23 protein-coding genes are annotated in these 23,510 nt (G+C 60.3%); 11 read left to right on the top strand and 12 right to left on the bottom strand.

Annotated features, from left to right (window positions below):
* Nucleotides 1-192: 192 nt before the first annotated feature.
* Together uraH and DK871_RS06830 are read left to right on the top strand one after the other, a co-directional pair.
* Nucleotides 193-546 (top strand): hydroxyisourate hydrolase, encoded by a 354-nt coding sequence (gene uraH / locus DK871_RS06825; RefSeq protein WP_032896006.1) that lies wholly within the window; start codon nt 193-195, stop codon nt 544-546.
* A gap of 163 nt (nt 547-709) precedes the next feature.
* Entirely contained in the window at nt 710-5,899 is a 5,190-nt protein-coding gene (locus DK871_RS06830; protein ID WP_161904462.1) for a dermonecrotic toxin domain-containing protein, read from the top strand.
* On the opposite strand, the gene DK871_RS06835 is transcribed toward DK871_RS06830, so the two are convergent.
* Both DK871_RS06835 and DK871_RS06840 read right to left on the bottom strand, forming a co-directional pair.
* Nucleotides 5,883-6,521 carry a LysE family translocator gene (locus DK871_RS06835; protein WP_161904463.1) on the bottom strand — a complete coding sequence of 213 codons (639 nt, stop codon included), beginning with the start codon at nt 6,519-6,521 and terminating at the stop codon, nt 5,883-5,885. The genes DK871_RS06830 and DK871_RS06835 overlap by 17 nt on opposite strands.
* 81 nt (nt 6,522-6,602) lie before the next feature.
* Nucleotides 6,603-7,949 (bottom strand): NCS2 family permease, encoded by a 1,347-nt coding sequence (locus DK871_RS06840; RefSeq protein ID WP_161904464.1) that lies wholly within the window; start codon nt 7,947-7,949, stop codon nt 6,603-6,605.
* 291 nt (nt 7,950-8,240) lie between these two features.
* On the opposite strand from DK871_RS06840, the gene DK871_RS06845 reads away from it, so the two are divergent.
* Entirely contained in the window at nt 8,241-8,843 is a 603-nt protein-coding gene (locus DK871_RS06845) for a glutathione S-transferase family protein (protein ID WP_161904465.1), read from the top strand.
* Between the two features lie 102 nt (nt 8,844-8,945).
* Here DK871_RS06845 and DK871_RS06850 read toward each other — a convergent pair whose 3' ends face one another.
* Nucleotides 8,946-9,842: a LysR family transcriptional regulator gene (locus tag DK871_RS06850; protein ID WP_161904466.1), complete on the bottom strand. Its 897-nt coding sequence runs from the start codon at nt 9,840-9,842 to the stop codon at nt 8,946-8,948.
* Nucleotides 9,843-9,967: 125 nt separating this feature from the next.
* Between DK871_RS06850 and DK871_RS06855 the strand changes: the two genes are divergently transcribed.
* From DK871_RS06855 to DK871_RS06865, 3 genes are read left to right on the top strand one after another with little or no spacing between them, the layout of a single operon-like run.
* Nucleotides 9,968-11,260, top strand: a complete 1,293-nt coding sequence (locus DK871_RS06855) for a CitMHS family transporter (RefSeq protein WP_161904467.1) — start codon at nt 9,968-9,970, stop codon at nt 11,258-11,260.
* Between the two features lies 1 nt (nt 11,261).
* Complete coding sequence (locus tag DK871_RS06860; protein WP_161904468.1) at nt 11,262-12,587, top strand: acyclic terpene utilization AtuA family protein; 1,326 nt, start codon at nt 11,262-11,264, stop codon at nt 12,585-12,587.
* Nucleotides 12,584-12,904: a hypothetical protein gene (locus DK871_RS06865; protein WP_161904469.1), complete on the top strand. Its 321-nt coding sequence runs from the start codon at nt 12,584-12,586 to the stop codon at nt 12,902-12,904. Before DK871_RS06860 ends, DK871_RS06865 begins: the two co-directional genes overlap by 4 nt.
* Before the next feature lie 120 nt (nt 12,905-13,024).
* On the opposite strand, the gene DK871_RS06870 is transcribed toward DK871_RS06865, so the two are convergent.
* From DK871_RS06870 to DK871_RS06890, 5 genes are all read right to left on the bottom strand, one after another.
* A complete protein-coding gene (locus tag DK871_RS06870; RefSeq protein ID WP_003192799.1) occupies nt 13,025-13,396 on the bottom strand; it encodes a glutathione S-transferase N-terminal domain-containing protein in 372 nt (123 codons plus the stop codon).
* 101 nt (nt 13,397-13,497) lie between these two features.
* Nucleotides 13,498-14,043, bottom strand: coding sequence for a GTP cyclohydrolase I FolE (gene folE / locus DK871_RS06875; RefSeq protein WP_014719282.1), 546 nt, complete (start codon nt 14,041-14,043; stop codon nt 13,498-13,500).
* Between the two features lie 78 nt (nt 14,044-14,121).
* Entirely contained in the window at nt 14,122-14,679 is a 558-nt protein-coding gene (locus tag DK871_RS06880; RefSeq protein WP_161904470.1) for a Smr/MutS family protein, read from the bottom strand.
* 75 nt (nt 14,680-14,754) lie between these two features.
* Nucleotides 14,755-15,075, bottom strand: coding sequence for a hypothetical protein (locus DK871_RS06885; RefSeq protein WP_003192794.1), 321 nt, complete (start codon nt 15,073-15,075; stop codon nt 14,755-14,757).
* A gap of 136 nt (nt 15,076-15,211) precedes the next feature.
* Entirely contained in the window at nt 15,212-15,802 is a 591-nt protein-coding gene (locus DK871_RS06890) for a cysteine hydrolase family protein (RefSeq protein ID WP_003192792.1), read from the bottom strand.
* Nucleotides 15,803-16,041: 239 nt separating this feature from the next.
* Here DK871_RS06890 and prmB point away from each other — a divergent pair, with 239 nt between their 5' ends.
* Nucleotides 16,042-16,950, top strand: coding sequence for a 50S ribosomal protein L3 N(5)-glutamine methyltransferase (gene prmB, locus DK871_RS06895; protein WP_047711471.1), 909 nt, complete (start codon nt 16,042-16,044; stop codon nt 16,948-16,950).
* A gap of 524 nt (nt 16,951-17,474) precedes the next feature.
* On the opposite strand, the gene DK871_RS06900 is transcribed toward prmB, so the two are convergent.
* The gene (locus tag DK871_RS06900) at nt 17,475-18,278 is read right to left on the bottom strand and encodes a hypothetical protein (RefSeq protein WP_161904471.1); all 804 of its coding nucleotides are present in this window, start codon (nt 18,276-18,278) and stop codon (nt 17,475-17,477) included.
* A 99-nt stretch (nt 18,279-18,377) separates the two neighbouring features.
* Nucleotides 18,378-19,340 (bottom strand): alpha/beta hydrolase, encoded by a 963-nt coding sequence (locus DK871_RS06905; protein ID WP_161904472.1) that lies wholly within the window; start codon nt 19,338-19,340, stop codon nt 18,378-18,380.
* A 143-nt stretch (nt 19,341-19,483) separates the two neighbouring features.
* Here DK871_RS06905 and aroC point away from each other — a divergent pair, with 143 nt between their 5' ends.
* From aroC to DK871_RS06925, 4 genes are all read left to right on the top strand, one after another.
* Nucleotides 19,484-20,575 carry a chorismate synthase gene (gene aroC / locus DK871_RS06910; protein ID WP_161904473.1) on the top strand — a complete coding sequence of 364 codons (1,092 nt, stop codon included), beginning with the start codon at nt 19,484-19,486 and terminating at the stop codon, nt 20,573-20,575.
* A gap of 73 nt (nt 20,576-20,648) precedes the next feature.
* Nucleotides 20,649-21,812: an MFS transporter gene (locus tag DK871_RS06915; RefSeq protein WP_161904474.1), complete on the top strand. Its 1,164-nt coding sequence runs from the start codon at nt 20,649-20,651 to the stop codon at nt 21,810-21,812.
* Entirely contained in the window at nt 21,809-22,339 is a 531-nt protein-coding gene (locus DK871_RS06920) for an acireductone dioxygenase (RefSeq protein ID WP_161904475.1), read from the top strand. Before DK871_RS06915 ends, DK871_RS06920 begins: the two co-directional genes overlap by 4 nt.
* Nucleotides 22,340-22,549: 210 nt before the next feature.
* The gene (locus tag DK871_RS06925) at nt 22,550-22,819 is read left to right on the top strand and encodes a response regulator transcription factor (RefSeq protein ID WP_003192780.1); all 270 of its coding nucleotides are present in this window, start codon (nt 22,550-22,552) and stop codon (nt 22,817-22,819) included.
* Between the two features lie 58 nt (nt 22,820-22,877).
* Here DK871_RS06925 and DK871_RS06930 read toward each other — a convergent pair whose 3' ends face one another.
* Both DK871_RS06930 and DK871_RS28745 read right to left on the bottom strand, forming a co-directional pair.
* The gene (locus tag DK871_RS06930; RefSeq protein ID WP_003172952.1) at nt 22,878-23,156 is read right to left on the bottom strand and encodes a DUF3509 domain-containing protein; all 279 of its coding nucleotides are present in this window, start codon (nt 23,154-23,156) and stop codon (nt 22,878-22,880) included.
* 100 nt (nt 23,157-23,256) lie between these two features.
* On the bottom strand, nt 23,257-23,510 hold a 254-nt coding region (locus DK871_RS28745), incomplete at its 5' end, for a hypothetical protein (RefSeq protein WP_218581338.1).

Raw genomic sequence — 23,510 nt, forward strand, 5'->3', positions numbered from 1 at the left:
TCATCCTGAGAGCCCGCATTATCGTTGGCGTTTTTCGCGAGCAAGCTCGCGCCTACAGGGGGTTGAAGCGCTGTGAAATTTATTGTGTACAATTTTCTTTGAAAATGTCTTAATCAGCTATCGCCGGCTTTTTCACTGCCCTGAAAGAGTGCGGGTTTCTCTATGACTGACTTCGGGAGGCGCATACAAGCCATGGGACGTTTGACCACACACGTTTTGGACGCCGCGCACGGCTGCCCCGGCAGCGCCATCAAGGTTGAGCTCTACCGCGTCGAAGGCGCGCAGCTGGAACTGGTTGCCACCGCCACCACCAACAGCGACGGCCGTTGCGACGCACCGCTGCTGCAAGGCGACGACTACCGCAGTGGTGTGTACCAACTGCAGTTCAGCGCCGGTGATTACTACCGCGCCCGTGGCGTGCAACTGCCCGAGCCGGCTTTTCTGGACGTGGTGGTACTGCGCTTTGGCATCAGTGCCGAACAGGACCATTACCATGTGCCCCTGCTGATTTCGCCTTACAGCTACTCCACTTATCGCGGTAGCTGAGTCGTCACCTCGCTTCACACCCCCAAATGCTCTTCGTTGGTTTCGCCCGCGCACACTGCGGGCTTTTTTTTGCCCGTGGTTTGTGGATTGGCTGCTCAAGTATGTAACGCACCCTGGGCGGCAAGGGTGCCTAGTCTCGGTTTTTCTGTACGGAATAGACGCTATGAGCACCGACACCACGGCCTGGGCCGACAAGCTTGATTTCGATGACCCACACACCTCTTCCCTGGAGCGTGACGAGGCCATTCGCGTGTTGCTGGCCCGTCGGCTCAATGCGGTCGCGCACCCCAGCCATGAAATCAACCAGATCCACCAGGCTCAGGTCAGAGGGCGCGAATCGGCCAAAGCCCTCAGCGGCCTGATTGGACGCGCACCGAGGATACTGGGGGTCATTCGTGGCGCATTGCGCGAAGCCCTCTCCCTCGACCCTGACACCCTGCTGTTCACCGAACCTCTGCCCCCGGCTCCCGCGCGCAAGGTCAACAGCTTGACCGAGCGGGCCCTGGCGTTGCTGGTCCAGCCCAATGTGCCGCTCAATATCAACCAGTTCACCTCATTGAGCCTCAAGGATGAGCCGACCAAACGTCTAGCGTTTACCGCCAGGCAAGCGTTGGTTCGAGTCAAGGACTTGGCGCTGCTCGCTCTATTAGAGCGCGCGGTAACCGAGTACTGGCAGCAGCTGGCCTACGGTTCCTGGCTGACGCGTCGAGAGCGCTGGGTGCAATTGCGCACATCGTTGTTCGCCGAGAATGCGTTTTTGGCCCATCGCACGTCTCAACTGACAGACAGCGGCTATGACATGCTAAGCAAACTGCTGCAAATACCTGACGGCGGCTTGCGCCAGCAGGCCGGCGGGGAATGGGCTGCGATTCAGGTGAGCCACATCATGTGGCCCGGGACTAATCGGGCGATGGTGCCGATCCCGGGGGCGATGCATATTTATCGTGATGGCGTCGTTGGGGCGACGCCCCAGGTGATTTATCTGCCCGGTCTGTTCCGCGAATTCTATGAGTTCGATTCCTTCAACCAGTTGCAGTGTGATTTGCCGCTATTGGTCAACGGCCCCTTGAGCAGTGTTTTATGGCAATGCCTGCCGCTGCGTCGTCGGCATGAGGCGTGTAACACCATAGGCGCAACACCCATAACATTCGTCCGGCAACATGGGGACGCGTTGCGAACCAGTGCGAGCGAATTGCTGGACGGGCAGTGGGATAATGAGCTGGCGTGTGCCTTATCGATCAATCATGGCGTGATGGGCATTCAGGACGCGGGCCAGCCGGCTATAGCCGGTACCCAACGCTTTCTCAGGTTTATCCAAAAAGGGCGTCTGCGCCTGGTGGCGTTCACTCGTTTGGGCCGTACCCTGGATTCCTTGTTGGAGTGGGATTACAAGCGCCGCAGCGACGAAATTGTACTTGGGCGCCTGACGCCGGACCTCGCGTTCAAAACCCAGGAAGCACAGCTCAAGCGTTACGAAAAAAAATTGATGGGGTTGCTGGACAACACGGATGTGGGGATCGCCAGCACGGCCTATCAAGAGTTTTTGAGCCTTGAACGCCAGTGGCAGGACCAAGTAGCGGTGGCGCGCAAGTGGTCGCAAGGCCCGCTTGAGCGCGTGTTTCAGAAAGCTTATTGGCTGGAACAACCCGAGGGTTCACGCAGCCGTGGTTCGTTAGTAGCGCAAGCACAGCGCGGCGCCTTGCTGGGGGAGGCGCAGATGCAGCACCGTTTGAGCCTGATGAGTCGCGCCCATCTGGATTGTCTGGATGCCGTGTTGAATGAAGCATGGGTTCCCGGGGCCAATGCCACGGACAGCTGCGTACTGCAAGTATCGGTGGGTTGCGAGGCAACAAAATCGTACTCATTGCTGGGCGCAGTCGTGGTAACCACCCAAGCGGCCCGGACTCAGCCGGCAGCCCTTCACCCCGTAGTGTTATGTGTGATGGGCCAGCATGGCGGGCTGGTGGCGTTCGATAGCTTGAACGCCTTTGTCACGGGCCTGCAAGCCAGCCTGAAAAGCCGCGATAGCTCGGTGTTATGGCGCTGCGTCGAGCGCCACCGGCGCGAGGCATTGCGCACAGCGATCAGTTTGCTGCCTGAGGCGGCTCCACTGGTGGTGAGCTACATCGCTATCGAGCGTTACGTGCTCAAAGACCTGTTCATCAAACAGGCGCAACACCACATCGCGCTGAACAAGCGTATTGATAAGGGAGAGAGGCTGTTCAGCGAGGTGAGTGATCCGCAGTTGAGCCGGATGCTGCTGGCTCGGGATCTGTTCGAGTGTCTGCAAGTACCTGACAATGATGCTCGGACGCTGGCCTTGGCCAACGTCGACTTGTTACAGGCGGCAGCTACTCAAGCGAAAAAACTTCCTCCGTGGCTCGGTATCGCATCGCCGGCTCAGCGCAAACACTATAAGCGTTTGTTACGCCGCTATCTGGTCAGTATTTTTGCACTGGAAACCAAGCTCTGGCAGGACTTGCCTGACTTGGAGCCCTTTGCTCGCAAAGCCCTGATTGCCAAATTGACCGAGGACGGTTTCTACCCGCAATTGGATATCGAGACCCCCCTGTTCGACATGCCCGATGATGTCAGCACTCACTACGAGGGCTGGACGAGCCAGGGGGCGGTGGGTGATCGCCAGATTAAAACGGTGGTCAGTAAGGAACGTACCACCTTCAGCATGCTGCAATTGGCGTTGCACAACCTCGACCCTGAGGCACCCTGGACTCGCTGGCGCTTGAACCGTGCGCGCTGGCTGGACCCGACCTGGAAAGAACGCTTGAGTGTGAGCTACCTGATCAAAATGATCGCATCGCTGGATGTGGGGGGCGAATACGACAAGCAGATCCGTAGGGCTTTTTATCCGAGCCCTGGCTCGTCCTTCGGGTTAGCTCAGGCGCTGATTGATCGAGGCTTTAAACAGCGCGCCGAGATGCAGTTGTACTCGGCGGTACGACAAGGCTTGAAGGATTGGGGCCAGCGCCTGTTTACCTTCGCCATGGCCGCGCGCAAGGCGGGCGATTTGAAAAACGACGAGTTTGACGTGCAACTGGCTGTCCTGCGCCTGGTGGGCGTTACCCTGGAATATGATCGCCACATCGCAGGAATACTGGTGATTCATGACAAGCCCACGGGGAAATGCGTGGTGTACTGGCCCACGGCAGTGGCAAGTCGGGTGCTGGTCGGGTACCCCAGTTTGGCCGAGGCCGAGCAAGCCCTGAATCTGTTGGGCGCATTACCTGCCAACCTGAAAGAGGTGGCGCGCCTGGTGGCTCCCGGCTGGGAGTATCAAGCGGTGCAAGATTATCCCGACGAAAGCCTCGGGGTAGAGCCCAGGCTGCCTTACTCCGAGCAGCTTCCACCCGGCGGGGTACGCTTGGTGGCTGTTCTCGTTGAATTTTTCCTGCTCAAGCATAAAGTCCCGGCGGCCGGGCTTGAAGCTGTCGAAGCGCAAATCAAGGAGCAGATTGCGCTGCAACCAGAACGTTGGTTGGAGGTTGTGGCCACCTCCTATTCCAATCCCACGGCGCTGCTGGCCCATGCCCGGATGTTCGAGCTGCAACGGCGTACGCAGGCCCGCTCCAATTCCTCCCAGGGAATGGAGGAGTACCGTGAGCGACGCCTGAGAGAACAGTTCGAGGCCACGATTCGTGGGTTACTGGCATTTATTCCAGTGCTAGGGGTGGGCATCAGCTTGTATGAGATGCTGCTGGCGGCGCGGCGCTATCATTTGAGCGGTTCTGGTCATGACGCGGTAGATGTGGTGGCTTTGACGCTCTTTGCATTTATTGATGGGCTGTCTACCTTCGCCCCAGGCCCCAAGGGTGCTCGCGTCGCACGGGGCGCTCTGCCTCGCTATAAAGGCAACACACTCGCTCTCACAGGCCTGAAGGCACCGTCGACCAAGCCGACTCATCTGCTTGCGCGCTTCAAATCAACCGACGTATTGGAAGGCGCCGTTGAGTTGAAGAGGCCAGCAAGCAAGACTCAGTACGTGAAGAATGGCCAGCAGTTGCTTGCCGAGGGGGGCGAGCTCTACACGGTGTATCAGCGCAAGGCCGAATCAGTCGTGCGCTTTAAAGAGTCGCAAAATGAACTGGTATTGAATATCCATCAGCCCCCAGAGTGGTTGCTGGGCGCGGACGCCCCTCAACCGGGCCCCAGTTCGGGTGTGCTCAACCCTTGGCGCGTGCAGGTAGAGCCGCTGCGGGACTGGTACCCACCGATGGTGCGTGCAGCTACAAAAAACCGCATTGTTCAGTCTTCCATGGTAGCGACCCACTGGTTTGATTGGCGTGTTCAAGTTCAGGCAACCCAGCTGTCGGATTCAGCGATACCCGGCGTCTACCATGTTCAGTTAGCTACCCCAGGAGCCTTTTACAATGCCATCTATGTGGGGGCCAGGTATGACACGCAGGCGGGCGGATCGGGAGTTGGGTATTACAGGCTACTCGACAGCGGTGATCAGGCGCCGTTGACCGATATTGCGTTTGTTACCCGGGATACGCAGTCGGTTGTATTGGCCCGCACTCAGATTGAGCGCTGGACAAGTACTGCGATGAGCGATCAGCCCATTCCGGTATCGCGTACCGCTACGGGCGAATGGCTGTTCCATGCGCCTTTGTTTGATAGGCCGTTGGAGTACTACGTGCACACGGCTTTTTCCTCCATGACAAGCGCAAGCCGAGAATTCGCAGTCGCCAGGCTGATTGAGCTGTCTGGTCCGCCGCAACTGGCGACGGCCAGCCATCTGCTGAACATTCGAGCAACACTCGATGACTGGTTGACGTCGGTGCAGGGGAGGCGTGGCCAGACGGACGATCTACTGCAGCTGTTGCGGGTTAATGAAAGGCGCAACGAATATTTATATGTCGGTTATGAAGGCAAGGCGCCTGGCTTCACGCGTGTTGATTTCACACCGCCTCATCCGTTAAACCCCGATCTCCAATTTGGTGTCACGCCGGTCAGGACGCAGCGGCTCGATGCCGAGCGCGCTGCAGTCAGGACCGTGCTGGAGCAGCAGGGTTTCACCGTTCAGGACTTGTCAGTTCGGCGTCGTGGGGGGCGTGCCGGAGAGCCCAATACCGAATCAGTCGTGACTCATCCCCATTCGAACAAAATTTATTACGTGGCCTACCAATGGCTTGAACATGGGCGAATGACCGTGAGAACGAAACTTACGGACAAGTGGATTCGGGTAGCAATCAACGCACACCCCGACTCTCTTCTATTAATGGCGGTCCACCGCGCGATGAAAGAACAGCGCTTGGTGCGGATTGTGGCTGGCATCCAATGGGCCACCAAGGGAAACCTCAATCCAACCGTTTACTTCGTCAAATTGAAGCCCTAGCGTTGAGGAGTGCCGCTGCACCTGCACCGCCAAACAAGGCCGCACTGACTCGGTTGAACCAGCTCTGGCCAGCGCCTGATCGCAAGTACCGCGCTGCGCCATGGGCGCCGAGGCCATAAGCCAGCTTGCACAGCAGGTCGAGCACCGTCCAGGTGGCGATCATGATCAGCAGTTGCGGTAAAAAGGCCTGCTGGGCGCTGAGAAATTGCGGCAGGAAGGCGGCGAAAAACAGAATGTCCTTGGGGTTGCTGGCACCCAGCACAAATGCGCGGCCAAACAAGGCGCGAAAGCGCGGCACAGTGGGTGTTTGCGGTACCACTGCTCCCTGGCTTGGCTGGCGCGACTGCTGCCAGCTCTGCCAGGCAAGGTAGAACAGGTACAGTGCGCCGACGATCTTCAATGCGCTGAACAATTGCTCAGAGGCCAGCAACAGCGCGCCCAGGCCGAGGGCCGAGGCGCTCAACAGGCAGATCGAGGCGAACACGCCACCCAGAAACGCCGGGTACGAGCGGCGCAGGCCGTAGTTGAGGCTGTTGCTGATCATCAGCAGGGACAGCGGGCCTGGGATCAGGATCACCACCAGCGCGGCGCCACTGAACAGCAGCCAGGTATCAGTCGTCATTTCATTTCTCCAGTAGTCAGCTACAAGCTTCAAGCGGCAAGTTAAAGCTTGTAGCTTGTAGCTGAAAACTTGCTGCTGTTTTTACAAAAACACGAACTTGGCGATAAAGATCGCGCACAGCACCCAAAGGCTGATGGAAATTTCGCGGTACTTGCCGGTGCCGGCCTTCAACGCCACATAGGTGATAAAGCCCAGGGCGATGCCGTCGGCGACCGAAAACGTCAGTGGCATCATGATCGCGGTGACGATCGCCGGAATGCTGTCGGTGGCCTCATCCCAATTGATATGGGCCATGCTCGCCATCATCAGCATTGCTACATAAATCAGCGCGCCGGCCGTTGCGTAGGCCGGGATCATGCCGGCCAGTGGTGCGAAGAACATCGCCGCCACGAACAGCACGCCCACGGTCACCGCGGTCAACCCCGTACGGCCGCCGGCAGCCACACCGGCAGCGCTCTCTACATAACTGGTCACAGGCGGTACACCGACCATGGCGCCGAACACGCTGGACGCACTGTCAGCCTTCAAGGCGCGAGACAGGTTGTCGATCTTGCCATCGGCATTCACCAGGCCTGCGCGTTGCGCAACGCCCATCAGTGTACCGGCAGTGTCGAACATGTGTACAAAAAGAAAGGCAAATACCACGCTGATCATGCTCACATTGAACACACCCATCACGTCCATTGCCATCCAGGTCGGTGCCAGGCTCGGTGGGGTGGCGAGAATGCCGTTGTAGTGCACCAGGCCCAGGCCCCAGCCGGCCAGCGTCACCGCAATGATGCTGATCAGGATGGCGCCGAAGACGCGGTGATAGCTGAGGATGGCGATCATCAAGAAACACACGGCCGCCAGCAGCGGCGCCGGCTCGTGCAGGGAACCGAGTTTTATCAGCGTGGCCGGGCTCTCGACGATGATGCCGGCGGTTTTCAGGCCGATCACGCCGAGGAACAAGCCGACACCGGCGCCCATGGCGTGGCGCAGGCTGACCGGAATGCTGTTGAGCAGCCACTCGCGGATGCGCGACAGCGTCAGAATCATGAACAGCACGCCGGAAATAAACACCGCGCCGAGGGCGGTTTCCCAGGTGTAGCCCATGGTACCGACCACGGTGTAGGTGAAAAACGCGTTCAAGCCCATGCCCGGCGCCAGGCCCACGGGCCAGTTGGCGTACAGGCCCATCAGCAGGCAACCCAGCGCTGCGGCGATGCAGGTGGCGACGAAGGCCGCGCCGTGATCGATACCGGCATCGGCCATGATATTGGGGTTGACGAAGATGATGTAGGCCATGGTGATAAAGGTGGTGAGGCCGGCGATCAGCTCGGTCTTCACTGTGGTGCCATGCAAGCGCAGTTTGAACAGGCGTTCCAACCAACCGCCTCGGGGCGCGGCCAGGTCCAACGTGGGGGCTTCGGTTTTGCGGCTATCCACAGCGAGTACTCCTCAATCGTTTTATTGTTATTTCCAGCGCCGGTCACATGAGTGGGCAACAGCGCTTTGAGGTACTGGCGGGTTTGTTGACCAAAAGGTCAGGAACTCGCACGAAGCGAATTATGCTTTTGTATACAAATAAAGCAAATAATGTTTTCGATTATCTCGGCGAAAAGGGATGAAAGGCCCACGCCAGGGGATTTATTCTGCGCGACGCCTTGAAACAAGCCCTCGATACCCGCACCTTGTGGGCGCAAGCATTCGGTCAGCGCGGCGAAAAGGGGAGCCCCCATGTACAAGGTTTATGGCGATTACAAGTCGGGCAATTGCTACAAGGTCAAATTGATGCTTACTCTGTTGGGCATTCCGTATGAGTGGGTCGATATCGATATCCTCAAGGGCGATACCCAGACCCCTGAGTTCCTGGCCAAGAACCCCAATGGCAAGGTCCCGGTATTGGAGCTCGAAGACGGCACCTGCCTGTGGGAGTCCAACGCGATCCTTAACTTCCTCGCCGATGGCAGCGAATTCTTGCCCACCGAACCGCGCCTGCGTACCCAGGTATTGCAGTGGCAGTTTTTCGAGCAGTACAGCCATGAGCCCTACATTGCGGTGGCGCGGTTTATTCAGTTTTACCTGGGGCTGCCGGAAGATCGCCTGGAGGAATACAAGAAACTGCACAAAGGCGGCTATAAGGCCCTTAAGGTAATGGAGCGCCAACTGCAGTTGACCCCGTATCTGGTAGGCGACCAATTCTCCATCGCCGATGTGGCGTTATATGCCTATACCCATGTGGCCCAAGAGGGCGGCTTTGATCTGGACGCTTATCCGGGTGTACAGGCATGGTTGCAGCGGGTGGCCAGCCATCCTCGGTATGCGCCGATGCTCGACTGACTTACTCGGTCCAATGTGGGAGCTGGCTTGCCTGCGATGCAGGCGCCTCGGTTTATCCGTGGCACCGGGGTGATGCTATCGCAGGCAAGCCAGCTCCCACATTCAGCGCGACGGCGTGTCAGGTAATGCGTTGTTGAGCAGTTCAAAGCAGCGCTGCGCCGCCGGGCTCAAGCCCATGCCGCTACGGCTGATCAAGCCGATCTCCCGATTCACCCCGGGATGGTCGATGCTGATCCGCTGCAAACCCTCCAGGCTATCCGCCGCCGACTCCGGCAGCACACTGATGCCCAACCCCTGGCGCACCAGGGCCAATACGGTCGACATGTAGTTGGCTTCCATGCCGGCGTTCAACGTCAGCCGTGTCTCATCGAACAGCGTATCCACTTGCTCGCGCACACTGCTGTCGCGCCCGGTCAGGATGATCGGCTGGTCTGCCAGTTGTTCCAGAGTCAGTTGGCGGTGGCGGGCGAGCGTATGACCCGACGGCACAAACGCGCACAGCCGATCATTGAGCACCGGCACGAAGTCCAGGCCGTGGCTCAGGCGGGCGCGCACGCCGATACCGAAATCCACTTCGCCGTTGCGAACCTTTGCGTGAATGCGCTGGGCCACCAGGTCATGCAGGCGCACTTCGATGCCGGCGAAGCGTTCGCGAAACAGGCGCAAGGCCGGGGGCAGCGCGCCAGCGCATACTGAGGGCAGTGCGGCGATGGTTACTACGCCACGGCGCAATGCAGCGAGGTCGCGGGAGCCGGTGACGATGTTGTCCAGGTCCAACAGCAGTTTTTCCATAGGCCCGCGCGCGTCCTGGCCTGCGGCGGTAATGCTCACGTGGCGCGGGCTGCGGTCGAGCAGGGCGACGCCGAGCCAGTCTTCCAGTTGCTGCACCTGCACGGTGAGGGCCGACGGCGACAGATGCAGTTCGTTAGCCGCCTTGGTGAAGCTGCCTGTGCGGGCAACCGCAAGGAAAGCTTGAATGTGCTGGATGCTGTTTTTCATAAGCGTCGCTTCATTTTGTTTTTCCGAACGCCGGTGGCTGAATATTGCAATTTACAAAGCCTAGCGCGATTCCAATACTCCAGGGAAAACAATAACCGGCCAACCAGGCCGCCCTGGAGTAACCCATGCTCGCAACCCTGGGTGTCATCACCATTCTGTGCCTGCTCGCTGCCGTCATGAGCAAGCGCCTCTCGCCGCTGGTGGCCCTGATCGCCTTGCCGATCATCGCTGCGCTGCTCGGTGGCTTTGGCCTGCAGACCAGCGCTTTCATCATTACCGGTATCAAGAACGTCGCCCCCGTGGTTGGCATGTTTGTGTTCGCGATCCTGTTTTTCGGGATCATGACCGATGCGGGCATGCTCGACCCCATCATTGATCGCATCTTGCGCACGGTCGGGACGCGTCCTACGCGGATTGTGGTGGGTACCGCGACTCTGGCGTTGCTGGTGCATCTGGACGGCTCAGGGGCGGTGACCTTTCTGGTGACGGTGCCAGCGATGCTGCCGCTGTATACGCGCCTCGGCATCGATAAACGCATCCTCGCCTGCGTGTGTGCGATGGCGGCCGGAGTCAACTTCCTGCCCTGGACCGGCCCGGTGCTGCGCTCGTCGGCGGCGCTGCATGTGCCGGTGGCCGACCTGTTCCAGCCATTGATCCCGGTGCAGATCGTCGGGCTGATCTTTGTCTTCGCTTGCGCCTGGTGGCTGGGCCATCGCGAAGAAAAGCGCCTGGGCCTGGGCGCGGGTTCCAGCGTGGAGGCGGTGCCGCAACGAGTGCTCAGCGATGACGACATCAAGCTGCGCCGTCCACGCTTGTTCTGGGTCAACCTGGTGCTGACCGTGCTGGTGATGGTGGTGATGATCGCCGGCTGGGTCGACCCGGTGGTGATGTTCATGCTCGGCACCGTGGTTGCGCTGTGCATCAACTACCCCAACGTGGACGCCCAGCGTGCGCGCATCGACGCCCATGCGAAAACCGCCCTGACCATGGCCAGTATCCTGCTCGCCGCCGGGGTATTTACCGGCATCATGCAAGGCACCGGCATGCTCAAGGCCATCGCCGAAGTCGCGGTGGCGCAGATTCCGGCGGGCCACGGCAAGTTGATCCCGGCCGTCGTGGGCTTCTTGTCCATGCCCCTGAGCATGTTGTTTGACCCCGATTCCTACTATTTCGGCGTGATGCCGGTGATCGCCGAAGTCGGCAAGGCCCTGGGCGTCGACCCGCTGCAGGTGGCCCAGGCTTCGCTGCTGGGCGTGCACACCACCGGTTTCCCGGTCAGCCCGCTGACCCCTGCGACCTTCCTGTTGGTGGGCCTGTGCAAGATCGAACTGGCCGATCACCAGCGCTTCACCATTCCTTTCCTGTTTGCCGCCTCGGTGTTGATGACCCTGACGGCGTTGCTTCTGGGAGTGATTTGAGATGAATACCTTGCGCATCGGCTCCGGCGCCGGCTACTCCGGCGACCGTATAGAACCTGCCGTGGAACTGGCCGAACACGGCGACCTGGATTACCTGGTCTTCGAATGCCTGGCCGAACGCACCATCGCCCTGGCGCAACAGGCGCGTATCAGCGACCCGCAGAGCGGTTATGACCCGCTGCTCGCTGAGCGCATGCGCCGTGTCTTGCCCTTTGTGGGGCAGCGGGCGGGGCGTCGACGCCTGCGAGTGATCACCAATATGGGCGCGGCCAACCCGCTGGCGGCGGCCAGGGAGGTACGGCGTATTGCGGGCGAGCTGGGCCTGGGCCTCAAGGTCGTGGCCGTGGTCGGCGATGACGTACTGCACGCCTTGCCTGCCGGGCAGTTGCTGGATAACGGCCAGACCGTGGGGGCGCTGGGCGAGCGGCTGATTTCCGCGAATGCCTACTTGGGTGTGGAGGGCATTATTGAAGCGTTGCGCGCCGACGCCGATGTGGTGATCACCGGGCGCGTGGCCGACCCTTCGCTGTTTCTGGCGCCGCAGATGTTTGAGTTCGGCTGGGCCTTCGATGATTGGCAGCGGTTGGGCCGGGGCACGTTGGTCGGGCATTTACTGGAGTGCGCAGGGCAGGTCAGTGGCGGTTACTTCGCCGATCCCGGCTTCAAGGATGTGGAGGATCTGGCACGCCTGGGCTTTCCCCTGGCCGAGGTCGACGCCGACGGCAATGCAGTGATCACCAAGGTGGCAGGCTCCGGTGGGCGGGTCAGCCGCGCGACCTGCGCAGAACAACTGATTTATGAAGTTCACGACCCGGCAGCCTACTTGACCCCGGATGTGACGGCCGACTTTTCCCAGGTGGGGTTTGTCGAGGAGGGCGTGGACCGGGTGCGCGCTGGGGGGGCGAGCGGGCGTGCCCGGCCTGATCAACTGAAGGTCAGCGTCGGTTATCTGGACGGTTGGATCGGTGAGGGGCAGATGTCCTACGGCGGTCCCGGTGCTGTCGCACGGGCTGAGTTGGCGCGGGACGTGGTACTCAAGCGTCTCGCGTTGATCGGCGTAAAGATGCAGGACCTGCGCGCCGAGTTGATCGGCATGGATTCACTGCACGGCCCACGCAGCAACGTCGAGCCTTGGGAGGTGCGCCTGCGGGTCGCCGCCCGTTGTGAAGAGCGCGGCGAAGCGGTGCGGATCGGTAATGAAGTGGAGACCCTCTACACCAACGGCCCGGCCGGCGGCGGCGGGGCGAGCAAGGGCGTGCGTCAAGTGGTGGCGGTGGCGTCGTTGCTGTTGCCCCGTGAAGCGGTCAAACCGAGGATTGAAGAATGAAACTGCACACGCTGGCCCATTCCCGCACCGGGGATAAGGGCGATACGTCGAACATCTCGATCATTGCCTATCGCGCCGAGGATTATCCGTTGCTGTGTGAACAACTGACGGCTGAGCGCGTGGCCGAGTTCTTTGCCGATTTACGCGATCCCGATGCGGCACCGGTTCAGCGCCATGAGTTGCCGAACGTGCAGGCGCTGAACTTCGTCCTGCCGGGAATCCTGCGCGGCGGCGTAACCCGCTCGCTGGCCCTGGACGCCCACGGCAAGTGCCTGGGTTCGGCATTGCTGGATCTCGACCTGACAATACCCACCTGATTTCTGTAGGAGCGAGCTTGCTCGCGAAAAACGTCAACGATAACGCGGGCGGCCTGAATAAACGCGGTGCCTGTGAGTTTTTCGCGAGCAAGCTCGCTCCTACATTGATCGCCGTGTGCTTCAGATCGCAGCGAAGCGCTTGTCCAGATACTCGATGATCACCTTGGAGTCATACATCCAGGTAGTCTGACCGTTCTCTTCGATGCGCAGGCACGGCACTTTGATCTTGCCGCCTTGCTCCAGCAGGGTCTGGCGGTCCTGTTCGTTGTTCTTCGCGTCCTTCAAGGCCACCGGCACATTCAGGCGGTGCAGGGTGCGGCGGGTCTTCACGCAGAATGGGCAGGCGTGGAACTGATACAGGGTCAGGTCCTTGGCGGCAGCATTGACCTTGGCCTGTTGCTCGGCAGGGCGTTGTTTTTTGCGTGGGCGGGTAAGAAAGTCGCCCGCGATGATGACGTGGCCGAGGCCCACTCGAAGTGCTTTGACGAACATGGCTGAAACCTCTTGCCCATGACTGAGGGGGCGCAGCTTACCTGATTTCTGCAGGCGAAAAAAAACCGGCGATGAACGCCGGTTTTTTCCTGCCTGGCCGGTTACTTGATCAGGCTGAGAAATTCGCTGCGGGTGGCCGCGTTCTCGCGGAACTCACCCAGCATCACCGAGGTGATCATCGACGAATTCTGTTTCTCGACACCGCGCATCATCATGCACATGTGCTTGGCCTCGATCACCACGGCCACGCCCAGGGCGCCTGTGACTTCCAACACGGCGTCGGCGATCTGGCGGCTGAGGTTTTCCTGGATCTGCAGGCGGCGCGCATACATATCGACAATGCGCGCGACCTTTGACAGGCCCAGCACCTTGCCGCTCGGGATATACGCCACATGAGCCTTGCCGATAAACGGCAGCAGGTGGTGCTCGCACAACGAGTACAGCTCGATGTCCTTGACCAGCACCATTTCGCTGTTGTCAGAGCTGAACAAGGCACCGTTGGTGACTTCTTCGAGTGTCTGTTCATAGCCGCGGCAGAGGTACTGCATGGCCTTGGCGGCACGCTTTGGCGTGTCGAGCAGGCCCTCGCGGGACACGTCCTCGCCGAGTTGGCCGAGAATCGCGGTGTAATTCTGTTCCAGGGACATGAAACTACCTGTGGGATTTTCGCAAAGCGCAAGGTTACGGTGGCGGACACATCGCTGCAAGCCTGACGATGGCACTTGTTACTCGTCGCGCCCTTCCATCATGGTGCGCTTGAGCATCACATACACCGCGCCGGCACCGCCGTGACGAGCCTGGCAGGAGGTAAAACCGAGCACTTGGGCATGCTGGCGCAGCCAGGTGTTGACGTGACTCTTGATCATCGGCCGCTTGCCGTCCAGCCGCACAGCCTTGCCATGGGTAACGCGCACGCAGCGAATTTCGAATTTGGTCGCTTCGGCCAGGAAGGCCCAGAGGGTTTCCCGGGCTTTTTCCACGGTCATGCCGTGCAGGTCGAGGCTGCCTTCGAACGGGATCTGGCCGGCCTTGAGCTTGCGCATCTGGCTTTCCTGCACGCCGTCGAGGGCCCACATCAGCTCATCTTCGGGGCCGACGTCGATCACGAACTGGTCCGACAGGCCATCCACGGTGGTGGCATCGGTGCGCACGGTCGCGGCCTGGCGCAGCTTGGCGATCTGCGCCCGGTCAGTCTTGGGTTTGCCGGTGTCGGCGCGGTCGTGCTTGATCGGCTTGACGCCGCGCAGCTCGTTTTTGAACAGGGAAAAATCGTCGTCTTGCATGTCAGCCTCCGCGAAGGGCGGGCAGTTTACCTAAATCGCGGCGGCCAGGGCGCAGGAAACGCTATCCAAGCGCCATCAGTCGTGCTTTTTCATCAGGTGAGAGGCGATATTCAACGACAACGGTTGGCGCATTTTCCGACGGCTGCGACGCCACAGCCACACACCCAACCACAGCACCAACAAGCCGACACCCAGCAGGAGTGCCGAGCCGCCCGGGCTGGCATTCAGTTCGCCGAGTGCCGGCGAATGCCCAAACAGGCCGGCGCCACCAGCGCCCGCCAACAACAAGCCTACTATCGCCAGCAACGCGGCAATGCACGCTACCAGGCGCAGACGCCAATTGCTCGGGCCCTTGGGGCGCAAGCGACGAGCATCAAAACCATCGGATATCTTCATTCCGACCTTTCCTCCAGGGTATCGGCCCTTCGACCGGAAGATACACAGGTTGTTCCGGGGGGAGGGGTAAATGCGCCAAATGAAAGGGCTTTGCGGATGAGCGGAGCAATAAACACGCCGCTCACCGCCAGCAGGATCAGATCAGATCTTTGGCCAGCGCCAGGGTGGCGAAGTTGTCGGCCATGATGGCCATTTCAGTTTGCTGCACGTGCTCGGCGCTCAGGATGCCACCTTTGTACGGCAGGTCGCGGGTGGCGCAGGCGTCTTCCACCAGGGTGCAGCGAAAGCCCAGGTTCTTGGCCGCGCGCACGGTGGTGCTGACGCTGGAGTGGCTCATGAAACCGCAGACGATCAGGTCCAGGGAGCCGAGGTCTTGCAGGTGTTTTTCCAGGCCGGTGCCATGGAAGGCGCTGGGCAGCAGTTTGCCGATGATGGTTTCGTCACCCTCAGGCTCAAGGCCCGGAATGAATTCGCCGCGCTCGCCCTGGGGGTCAAACAGGCCGCCCACGGTGCCCAGGTGGCGCACGTGCACAATCGGGCGCCCGGCACTGCGCGCTGCTGTCACGAGTTGCTTGATGTTCTGCACCGCCGCGTCCATGCCCGAGAGGGCGAGCGGGCCGCTGAGGTATTCTTTCTGGGCGTCGATGATCACCAGGGTCGCATGATTGAGGTTGGCTGCTGCGTAACCGCGACCGCTGAGTTGAAACATCGTCTTTGGAACGGACATTCTGGGGCTCCTGTGAGTGGGGCTTTTGCGACATTGTCCACTGGCTGAGCGCTTCTGTGAATCGCTACTATCGTAAGGTACGCCGTTGCTGGCGTGCAGCCATGTCAAGAGGCAGGCCTGTTTAACACAATGCGGGCAAATTGGATGAAATCCGACGTACGGTGCCAGGTGTTTCGTACATCGTCGGTACAGGTGAAGGCTGTTAGAATCGCCAGTCGTTTTTTCCAGGAGCTTGCCCCGTGATCACTTCCCGCCTGCGCACCTTGCGCGACCATATCCGTTGGGCTGTCAGCCGTTTCCATGGGGAAGACCTGTTTTTTGGCCATGGCACCGACAATGCCTGGGACGAAGCCCGGCAATTAGTGTTGGGCGCCTTGCACCTGCCGTGGGAAATCGCCGACAGCTATCTGGATTGCAACCTGGAAGAAGAGGAAATCTCCCACGTGCAGCGCTTGCTGCATCGCCGTATCCATGAGCGTGTCCCTACCGCATACCTGTTGAACGAAGCCTGGTTTTGCGGCATGTCGTTTATCGTCGATGAGCGCGTACTGATTCCGCGCTCACCCATAGGCGAGCTGATTGAAGACCGCTTTGAACCCTGGCTGGCCCAGCCGCCGGCACGTATCCTCGATTTGTGCACCGGCTCCGGCTGCATCGGCATCGCCTGTGCCTACGAATTCCCCGAGGCCGAAGTGGTGCTGGGAGACTTGTCCTTCGAAGCCCTGGAAGTAGCGAACCAGAACATCGAGCGCCATGGCGTCGACGAGCGCGTCTACACCGTGCAGGGCGATGGTTTTGACGGTTTGCCCGGCCAGCGTTTCGACCTCATTGTGTCGAACCCGCCCTACGTGGATGCCGAAGATTTCGCCGACATGCCCGACGAATACCAACACGAACCGGAACTGGGCCTGGCCTGCGGTGACGACGGCCTGAATCTGGTACGCCGGATGCTGGCTGAAGCGGCGGACCATCTGACCGAGAAGGGCTTGCTGATTGTCGAAGTGGGCAACAGCCAGGTGCATGTCGAGGCGCTGTACCCGGAAGTGGACTTTGCCTGGCTGGACTTCAAGCGCGGTGGGCATGGGGTGTTCATGCTCACGGCTGAACAGTGCCGTGCGCATCAGGCAGTATTTGCCGCGCGGGTATAACTGCACAAACGCGGTCAATGTGGGAGCTGGCTTGCCTGCGATAGCGGCCTGCCAGCCGACATCTATCTACCTGACACCCCACAATCCAACTGTGGGAGCGGGCTTGCTCGCGAAGGCGGCTTGGCAGTCAACACAGTTGGATTGTGTGTATATCCATTGCTGCGGTAACGGCCACTTAGGGTTCCGCCCTGACGGCGGCTCACTTTGCAAAAGCGGCAAAGTAAGCAAAACGCTCTTGCCCCACCACTCGGCACCTCGCTTGGGCTCGGTGTGCCCGTAATTAGCCAGTGATTTGGGGGGCCGCCGCCACGCGCCATCCATGGCGCGGGGCGGCTAAACCGGCATCCCTGCCGGTTTACCCCCCAAATCCCTGTCGAATTCCGGCCAGCGTGGTTTAACGGGGCGCCTGAGATCAAAAGCAGATCAAGAGCGACTCGCTTCGCATCGTGGAGTGTATGGCCGGGCGCGGTCTACTGTGGGAGCAGGCAAGCCAGCTCCCACATGCCTGGTTGTATTTCAGCCTGTTAACGGTGTGTGGCAATCCAGATCAACAACCCCGCCTGAAACACCGTAAACGCCACCAGGCAGGTGATGGTAAAGCGCAGCCCGCTGTCTTCTCGCTTGAACTTGGTGACTTTTTCCTCTTCCTTGCGCAGCTTCACTTCCTGCTCCGCCAGGTTCTGCTCGGCCTGTTGCAGCATTTGCGCGGCTTCCAGGATCTCCACGAACTGCACTTTCTCGGTATTCCAGCTGTCCAGCACGTCGCTGACCTTGCCCGGTTGCACATTGCCTTTGAGGTGCTGCACATCGGCGTAGGCCACATCGAAACCCTGGATACGCAGGAAGTGATCGCGGCGCAAGCGCGTGGCTTCGTTGAGGGCGTCCTTGTTGGCCAGGTCCACGCCGTCGACGCGGTAGTGTGACCACTTCTTCTTCGCCCACGCAGCGCCTTGGGCCACCAGGAAGCGCCCGAGACCGCGGTTGGCCGGCTCGATTTCCAGGCTGTTGCCGGGGCCAAAGTGCACGCGGTGTTTATCGTGATCGACCCAGATATCCAGGTGGTTCTGCTCGCGCCGTACGCGCTGGCCCGGTAGCTGGATGATCATGCGCAACAGGCTGTGGTGTTTGTCATGGCGTTCGGCATAGCCGAACTGCACAAAGCGCAATGGCCGTGCGCCGGTGGCGCGGTCGGTGGCCAGTGGGGCCAGGCGCAGCATCTTGAAATGTTCGGCGTGAACGTCGGCCCACGGCAGTGCCGCTGCTGCGCTAGCCTCGGTTGCGGCCGGGGTCTCGGCGGTAGATTCGGGTGTTGTTTCGGTGGTTGTCATGCGGCGCGATCCTGTCCAAGCCCTGCGAGCCGACAGTCTTTTTACTGTCGACTCTGGACTTATCGGCCGTTTTTTCCAGGACTGGAGGCCAATTGCCTCTTAACGGGGTTGAAGTCCTTCGATAAAGCTGACGATACGTTGGCCCAGCTCCGCAGCCAGCGGTAGTTTCGGGTCGTTGTAGGAGGCCAGTTGCTGCTTCACGTTATTGGGCACGATGCGCATCACGTGGTTCATACCTTCGATCACCGTCAACTGCGCGTCGGGCTTGGCCTGCTTCAGTTGTCGGGCATCGCCTACGCCAACCTGGATATCGTTGGTGCCCTGGATAATCAGCGCCGGCATGTCCAGGCGGGCAAAAGCGGCCGACGGATCGGCGCGGAACAGGCTGATCAGATACGGCTGCACGCTGGGTCGGAAAATGCCCTCCAGCGGGCGCGGCACATCGGCGTCCACCTGGCCGGCCTTGAGGTGATCGAGGATTTCATTACTGCGCAGCAACAGGGCAGGGGGCAAGTGATCGGCCAGTTGCTGACGGATCACCTGGTCCACCGGGCGGGCGCTGCCAGACAAGGAAATGACTCCGGCCGGTTCAAGTTGCGGCGCGGCGAGGGCGGCGACCAGCGCGCCCTCACTGTGGCCCAGCACAATCAGCGGGCCCATGCGCTTGTCGGCCTTGAGCAACTTGCCCCAGGCCACGGCGTCGGCCACATAGGCCTCCAGGGTCAGGTTGCGCTCGTCTGGCGTGGCCGCCAGGCTCGCGGCCACGCCGCGCTTGTCGTAGCGCACGCTGGCGATGTTATGCCGGGCCAGCACCCAGGCCAGGCGCTTGAGGCTATCATTGCGCGCGCCGTCGGCGCTGTTGCCGTTGCGGTCGGTGGGGCCGGAACCGGCGATGATCAGCACCACCGGCACCGGTTTATCCGATTGCGGCAACAGCAACGAGCCAAAGAGTTGGCCGCTGCCGGTGTCCAGGCTGATCGGGCGTTGCAGCACTACAGGGGAGGCGGCCTGGGCCACGGCGGTAAACAGGGTGAGGGTGAACAGCAGAGCTCGCAGCATCATAGCGCCATCATTGGAGAGGTGCCGGTTGGACCAACGTCTACCGGTAAGGTTTCGAGGATGAACTAGTCGGTTAGCCTGCGTATACTGGCCGCCTTAAGTTATTACGGTTGACTTGATTCAACTGATTTCACGGAGCGCCCTGCATGTCCGGCAATACCTTCGGCAAGCTGTTCACTGTCACCACCGCGGGCGAAAGCCATGGCCCGGCGTTGGTCGCCATTGTCGACGGCTGCCCGCCAGGCCTTGAGCTGAGCCTGGACGACCTGCAGCGCGACCTCGACCGCCGCAAGCCCGGCACCAGCCGCCACACCACCCAGCGCCAGGAACCGGACGAAGTCGAAATCCTCTCCGGCGTGTTCGAAGGCCGCACCACGGGCTGCGCCATTGGCCTGCTGATTCGCAACACCGACCAGAAGTCCAAGGACTACTCGGCGATCAAGGACCTGTTCCGCCCGGCCCACGCCGACTACACCTACCACCACAAATACGGCGAACGCGACTACCGTGGCGGTGGCCGCAGCTCGGCGCGCGAAACCGCCATGCGCGTGGCGGCCGGTGCCATCGCCAAGAAATACCTGGCCACCCAGGGCATCGTCATCCGTGGCTACATGAGCCAGTTGGGCCCGATTGAAATCCCGTTCAAGACCTGGGACAGCGTCGAAGACAACGCCTTCTTCTGCCCCGACCCGGACAAGGTGCCGGAACTGGAAGCCTACATGGACCAGTTGCGCCGCGACCAGGACTCGGTCGGCGCGAAGATCACTGTAGTGGCCGAGGGCGTGAAGCCGGGCCTGGGCGAGCCGATCTTCGACCGCCTCGACGCCGAACTGGCCCACGCACTGATGAGCATCAACGCGGTGAAAGGCGTGGAAATCGGCGCTGGTTTCGCCTGCGTATCCCAGCGCGGTACCGAGCATCGCGATGAGCTGACCCCTGAAGGTTTCCTCAGCAACAACGCGGGCGGCATCCTCGGCGGTATTTCTTCCGGCCAGCCGATCGTGGCGCACCTGGCGCTCAAGGCCACGTCGAGCATCACCACACCAGGCCGTTCGATCGATGTACACGGCAACCCGGTGGACGTGATCACCAAGGGCCGCCACGATCCCTGCGTCGGCATCCGCGCCACCCCGATTGCCGAAGCCATGATGGCCATCGTGCTGATGGACCACCTGCTGCGTAACCGTGGGCAAAATGCCGATGTGCGCGTGACCACGCCGGTGTTGGGCCAGCTGTGATCGCTTCCGGCAAGCACGCTTGTTGTGGCGAGCGAGCTTGCTCGCGCTGGGCTGCGAAGCAGCCCCACATAAAATGACCCCAGCCCTCCCATACTGGCGCCTCTCCAGCTTCTACCTCTTTTACTTCGCCCTGCTGGGGGCGACCGCGCCGTTCCTGGCGCTGTACTTCGATCACCTCGGTTTCTCCAGCGCACGCATCGGCGAACTGGTAGCCATCCCGATGCTGATGCGCTGCGTGGCCCCCAACCTGTGGGGCTGGATCGGCGACTACACCGGTCGGCGCCTGGCCATCGTGCGGTTCGGCGCGGTGTGCACCCTGGCCAGCTTCTGCCTGATTTTTGTCAGCAAGACCTACGCCTGGCTGGCGCTGGTGATGGCCCTGCACGCGTTCTTCTGGCACGCGGTGCTACCGCAGTTTGAAGTCATCACCCTGGCCCACCTGCACACGCAAACCTCACGCTACAGCCAGATCCGTCTGTGGGGCTCCATCGGTTTCATCCTCACCGTGGTGGTCATGGGGCGCCTGTTCGATTGGCTGAGCCTGGATATTTACCCGGTGGCGGTCGTGGTGATCATGGCCGGCATCATCGGCGCCAGCCTCTGGGTACCGAATGCGCAGCCTGCCAGCCACGGCAACCGCTTGGCCGGTGAGGGTTTCCTCAAGCAATTGCGCAGCCCCGGCGTGCTGGCGTTTTATGCCTGCGTGGCGCTGATGCAAATGAGCCATGGCCCGTATTACACCTTCCTCACCCTGCACCTGGAACACTTGGGCTACAGCCGTGGCGTGATCGGCCTGCTGTGGGCGCTGGGGGTGGTGGCGGAAGTGCTGATGTTCCTGGCCATGAGCCGTATCTTTGCGCGCTTTTCGGTGCGCCGGGTGCTGCTCGCCAGTTTCCTGCTGGCCGCGCTGCGCTGGTGGCTGCTGGGTTCATTTGCCGAGGTTTTCTGGCTGCTGCTGGTGGCGCAACTGATGCACGCCGCCACATTCGGCAGCTTCCACGCGGCGGCGATTGCCTTTGTGCAACGCAGCTTCGGCGACCGCCAGCAAGGCCAGGGCCAGGCCCTTTATGCGGCGCTGGCCGGCACCGGCGGCGCGCTCGGCGCCTTGTATTCCGGCTACAGCTGGAACCTGCTGGGGCCAACCTTCACGTTCAGTATCGCCAGCCTCGCGGCGCTGGCCGCCGCCATTATCATTGGCCTTCGATTGCAAGAGCCGAACCAAGGAACCGTGCAATGAGCTATGTAGCCGTCTACTCCATCGCCACCCCGGACACCCCAAACAAAGTGTTGACCCATGCCGACGACATCCAGTCGACCCTGGCCGAGCACGGTGTACGGTTCGAACGCTGGCAGCCCAGCCCAATAGAAAAGGGCGCCACGGATGCTCAAATGATTGCCGCCTACCAGGCTCAGATCAAAGCCCTCGGCTACGCCGCTGTGGAAGTGGTGCGCGTGACCCAAGACCATCCACAGAAGGACGAGTTACGTGCACAGTTCCTGGCCGAACGTACCTACAGTGAAGACGAGGTGCGTTTCTTCATCGCAGGCCAGGCGCTGTTTACGCTGCACATAGGCGACTACGTGTACAGCTTGCGCTGTGAGAAGAATGACTTGCTGATCATCCCTGCCGGTGTGCCGCACTGGTTCGACATGGGCGAAAACCCGCACTGTGTGACACTGCGCTTGTTCAACACGGCCCAAGGCAGTGTGCCCTCGTTTACGGGCAATGAGATTGCCGCGCGTTTTCCAGGGCTGGATGACTAAGCATAAATAGTTGAATGTTCAACCCTGGCAAGTTGGAAGTTGCTGTGGGAAGAAACTTAATTATTTGTAGGGCAAAGCTGTTTGTTCTGTGCTGTGCGCTTTGACTCCACTCGTTATGTAACTCTCTGTTCAGCGCCAATGTTTATGCCATCTGTCAATAGGAGGAATCCGAAAGGTGGCAGCGCATCAGCAGACATAAAGGAGAGAACAATGAGTGGCCCCGAGGAGACGTATCGCCCGTTGGTTATTGTACCGACGGCTATCAGAAAACGCCTGAGCTTGTGCGGCAAGCCCCTGACTGCCACGGAGCTGGAAATCCTGCGATGGGCCTCCGAGGGCAAGACTGTCTGGGAAATCAGCCAGATTCGCGCCACCTCTGAAGCCACCGTGAAATTTCATCTGCGCAACATCTACGGAAAGCTGGATGTCACCAACCGTGTGCAGGCAAAGAATGAGGCCGCCCGCCAGGGCTTATGTTAACGACATGAAAAAGGGCCGCGACGCTGGTAGCGTCGCGGCCCTTTTTCAGGTTTGTAGCTTAGGCCGAATGATACGTCGGCAGCGCAAAGCGGTTCTGGCTTTGCAACATCGAAATCTGCGGCAGTTCGCTGGCTTGTTCGGCCAAGTCACGGCGAATGGCGCTGATGACCCAAGTCAGTTGGTCGGCAGTGTGCAGCTGCTGATAAGAGATCGAGCGCTTGACCTGCTTACCTTCGCTGTTACGCAGGGTCAACAGGATACCGCCGTCCGGACGTGGCTGGGTGGTGACGTCGTAGTTGGAGAATACCGAAGCGAATTTATCTTGGATCAGGCTCATGTCTATCAGCTCCATTGGCTCAAGTTGGCAAGCATGGAGTGATAGGTGCAGTGATTGTGCCAGTATTGGGTATTGTAAAAAATCGTTATAAATCAGCGTGTTACAAATTTACAAGATTTTCATTTTCGTGCAATTTGCATGAAGGGCCATCGTGCATCCTGCATTTTGCGCTATCTGCCCGGCGATTTTCCGCAAGGAGGGGACGGGCTGTAATGATACTGACCGCCTTTTGCTCGGAAAAATCCATATACACAATATGAGCAGTATCCGCCCCCGCTAACCACGATGCGAAGCGAGCCGCTCTTGATCTTGATCTGCTTGTGATCTTGATCTCAGGCGCCCCGTCAAACCACG

This window comes from Pseudomonas sp. L13, assembly GCF_009935965.1.
GTDB lineage: Bacteria > Pseudomonadota > Gammaproteobacteria > Pseudomonadales > Pseudomonadaceae > Aquipseudomonas > Aquipseudomonas lactis.

Coding starts and splice junctions, on each gene's coding strand:
- uraH (WP_032896006.1), top strand. CDS start 193: ATGGGACGTTTGACCACACACGTTTTGGACGCCGCGCACGGCTGCCCC.
- DK871_RS06830 (WP_161904462.1), top strand. CDS start 710: ATGAGCACCGACACCACGGCCTGGGCCGACAAGCTTGATTTCGATGAC.
- DK871_RS06835 (WP_161904463.1), bottom strand. CDS start 6,521: ATGACGACTGATACCTGGCTGCTGTTCAGTGGCGCCGCGCTGGTGGTG.
- DK871_RS06845 (WP_161904465.1), top strand. CDS start 8,241: ATGTACAAGGTTTATGGCGATTACAAGTCGGGCAATTGCTACAAGGTC.
- DK871_RS06850 (WP_161904466.1), bottom strand. CDS start 9,842: ATGAAAAACAGCATCCAGCACATTCAAGCTTTCCTTGCGGTTGCCCGC.
- DK871_RS06855 (WP_161904467.1), top strand. CDS start 9,968: ATGCTCGCAACCCTGGGTGTCATCACCATTCTGTGCCTGCTCGCTGCC.
- DK871_RS06860 (WP_161904468.1), top strand. CDS start 11,262: ATGAATACCTTGCGCATCGGCTCCGGCGCCGGCTACTCCGGCGACCGT.
- DK871_RS06865 (WP_161904469.1), top strand. CDS start 12,584: ATGAAACTGCACACGCTGGCCCATTCCCGCACCGGGGATAAGGGCGAT.
- DK871_RS06870 (WP_003192799.1), bottom strand. CDS start 13,396: ATGTTCGTCAAAGCACTTCGAGTGGGCCTCGGCCACGTCATCATCGCG.
- folE (WP_014719282.1), bottom strand. CDS start 14,043: ATGTCCCTGGAACAGAATTACACCGCGATTCTCGGCCAACTCGGCGAG.
- DK871_RS06880 (WP_161904470.1), bottom strand. CDS start 14,679: ATGCAAGACGACGATTTTTCCCTGTTCAAAAACGAGCTGCGCGGCGTC.
- DK871_RS06885 (WP_003192794.1), bottom strand. CDS start 15,075: ATGAAGATATCCGATGGTTTTGATGCTCGTCGCTTGCGCCCCAAGGGC.
- DK871_RS06890 (WP_003192792.1), bottom strand. CDS start 15,802: ATGTCCGTTCCAAAGACGATGTTTCAACTCAGCGGTCGCGGTTACGCA.
- DK871_RS06900 (WP_161904471.1), bottom strand. CDS start 18,278: ATGACAACCACCGAAACAACACCCGAATCTACCGCCGAGACCCCGGCC.
- DK871_RS06905 (WP_161904472.1), bottom strand. CDS start 19,340: ATGATGCTGCGAGCTCTGCTGTTCACCCTCACCCTGTTTACCGCCGTG.
- aroC (WP_161904473.1), top strand. CDS start 19,484: ATGTCCGGCAATACCTTCGGCAAGCTGTTCACTGTCACCACCGCGGGC.
- DK871_RS06915 (WP_161904474.1), top strand. CDS start 20,649: ATGACCCCAGCCCTCCCATACTGGCGCCTCTCCAGCTTCTACCTCTTT.
- DK871_RS06920 (WP_161904475.1), top strand. CDS start 21,809: ATGAGCTATGTAGCCGTCTACTCCATCGCCACCCCGGACACCCCAAAC.
- DK871_RS06925 (WP_003192780.1), top strand. CDS start 22,550: ATGAGTGGCCCCGAGGAGACGTATCGCCCGTTGGTTATTGTACCGACG.
- DK871_RS06930 (WP_003172952.1), bottom strand. CDS start 23,156: ATGAGCCTGATCCAAGATAAATTCGCTTCGGTATTCTCCAACTACGAC.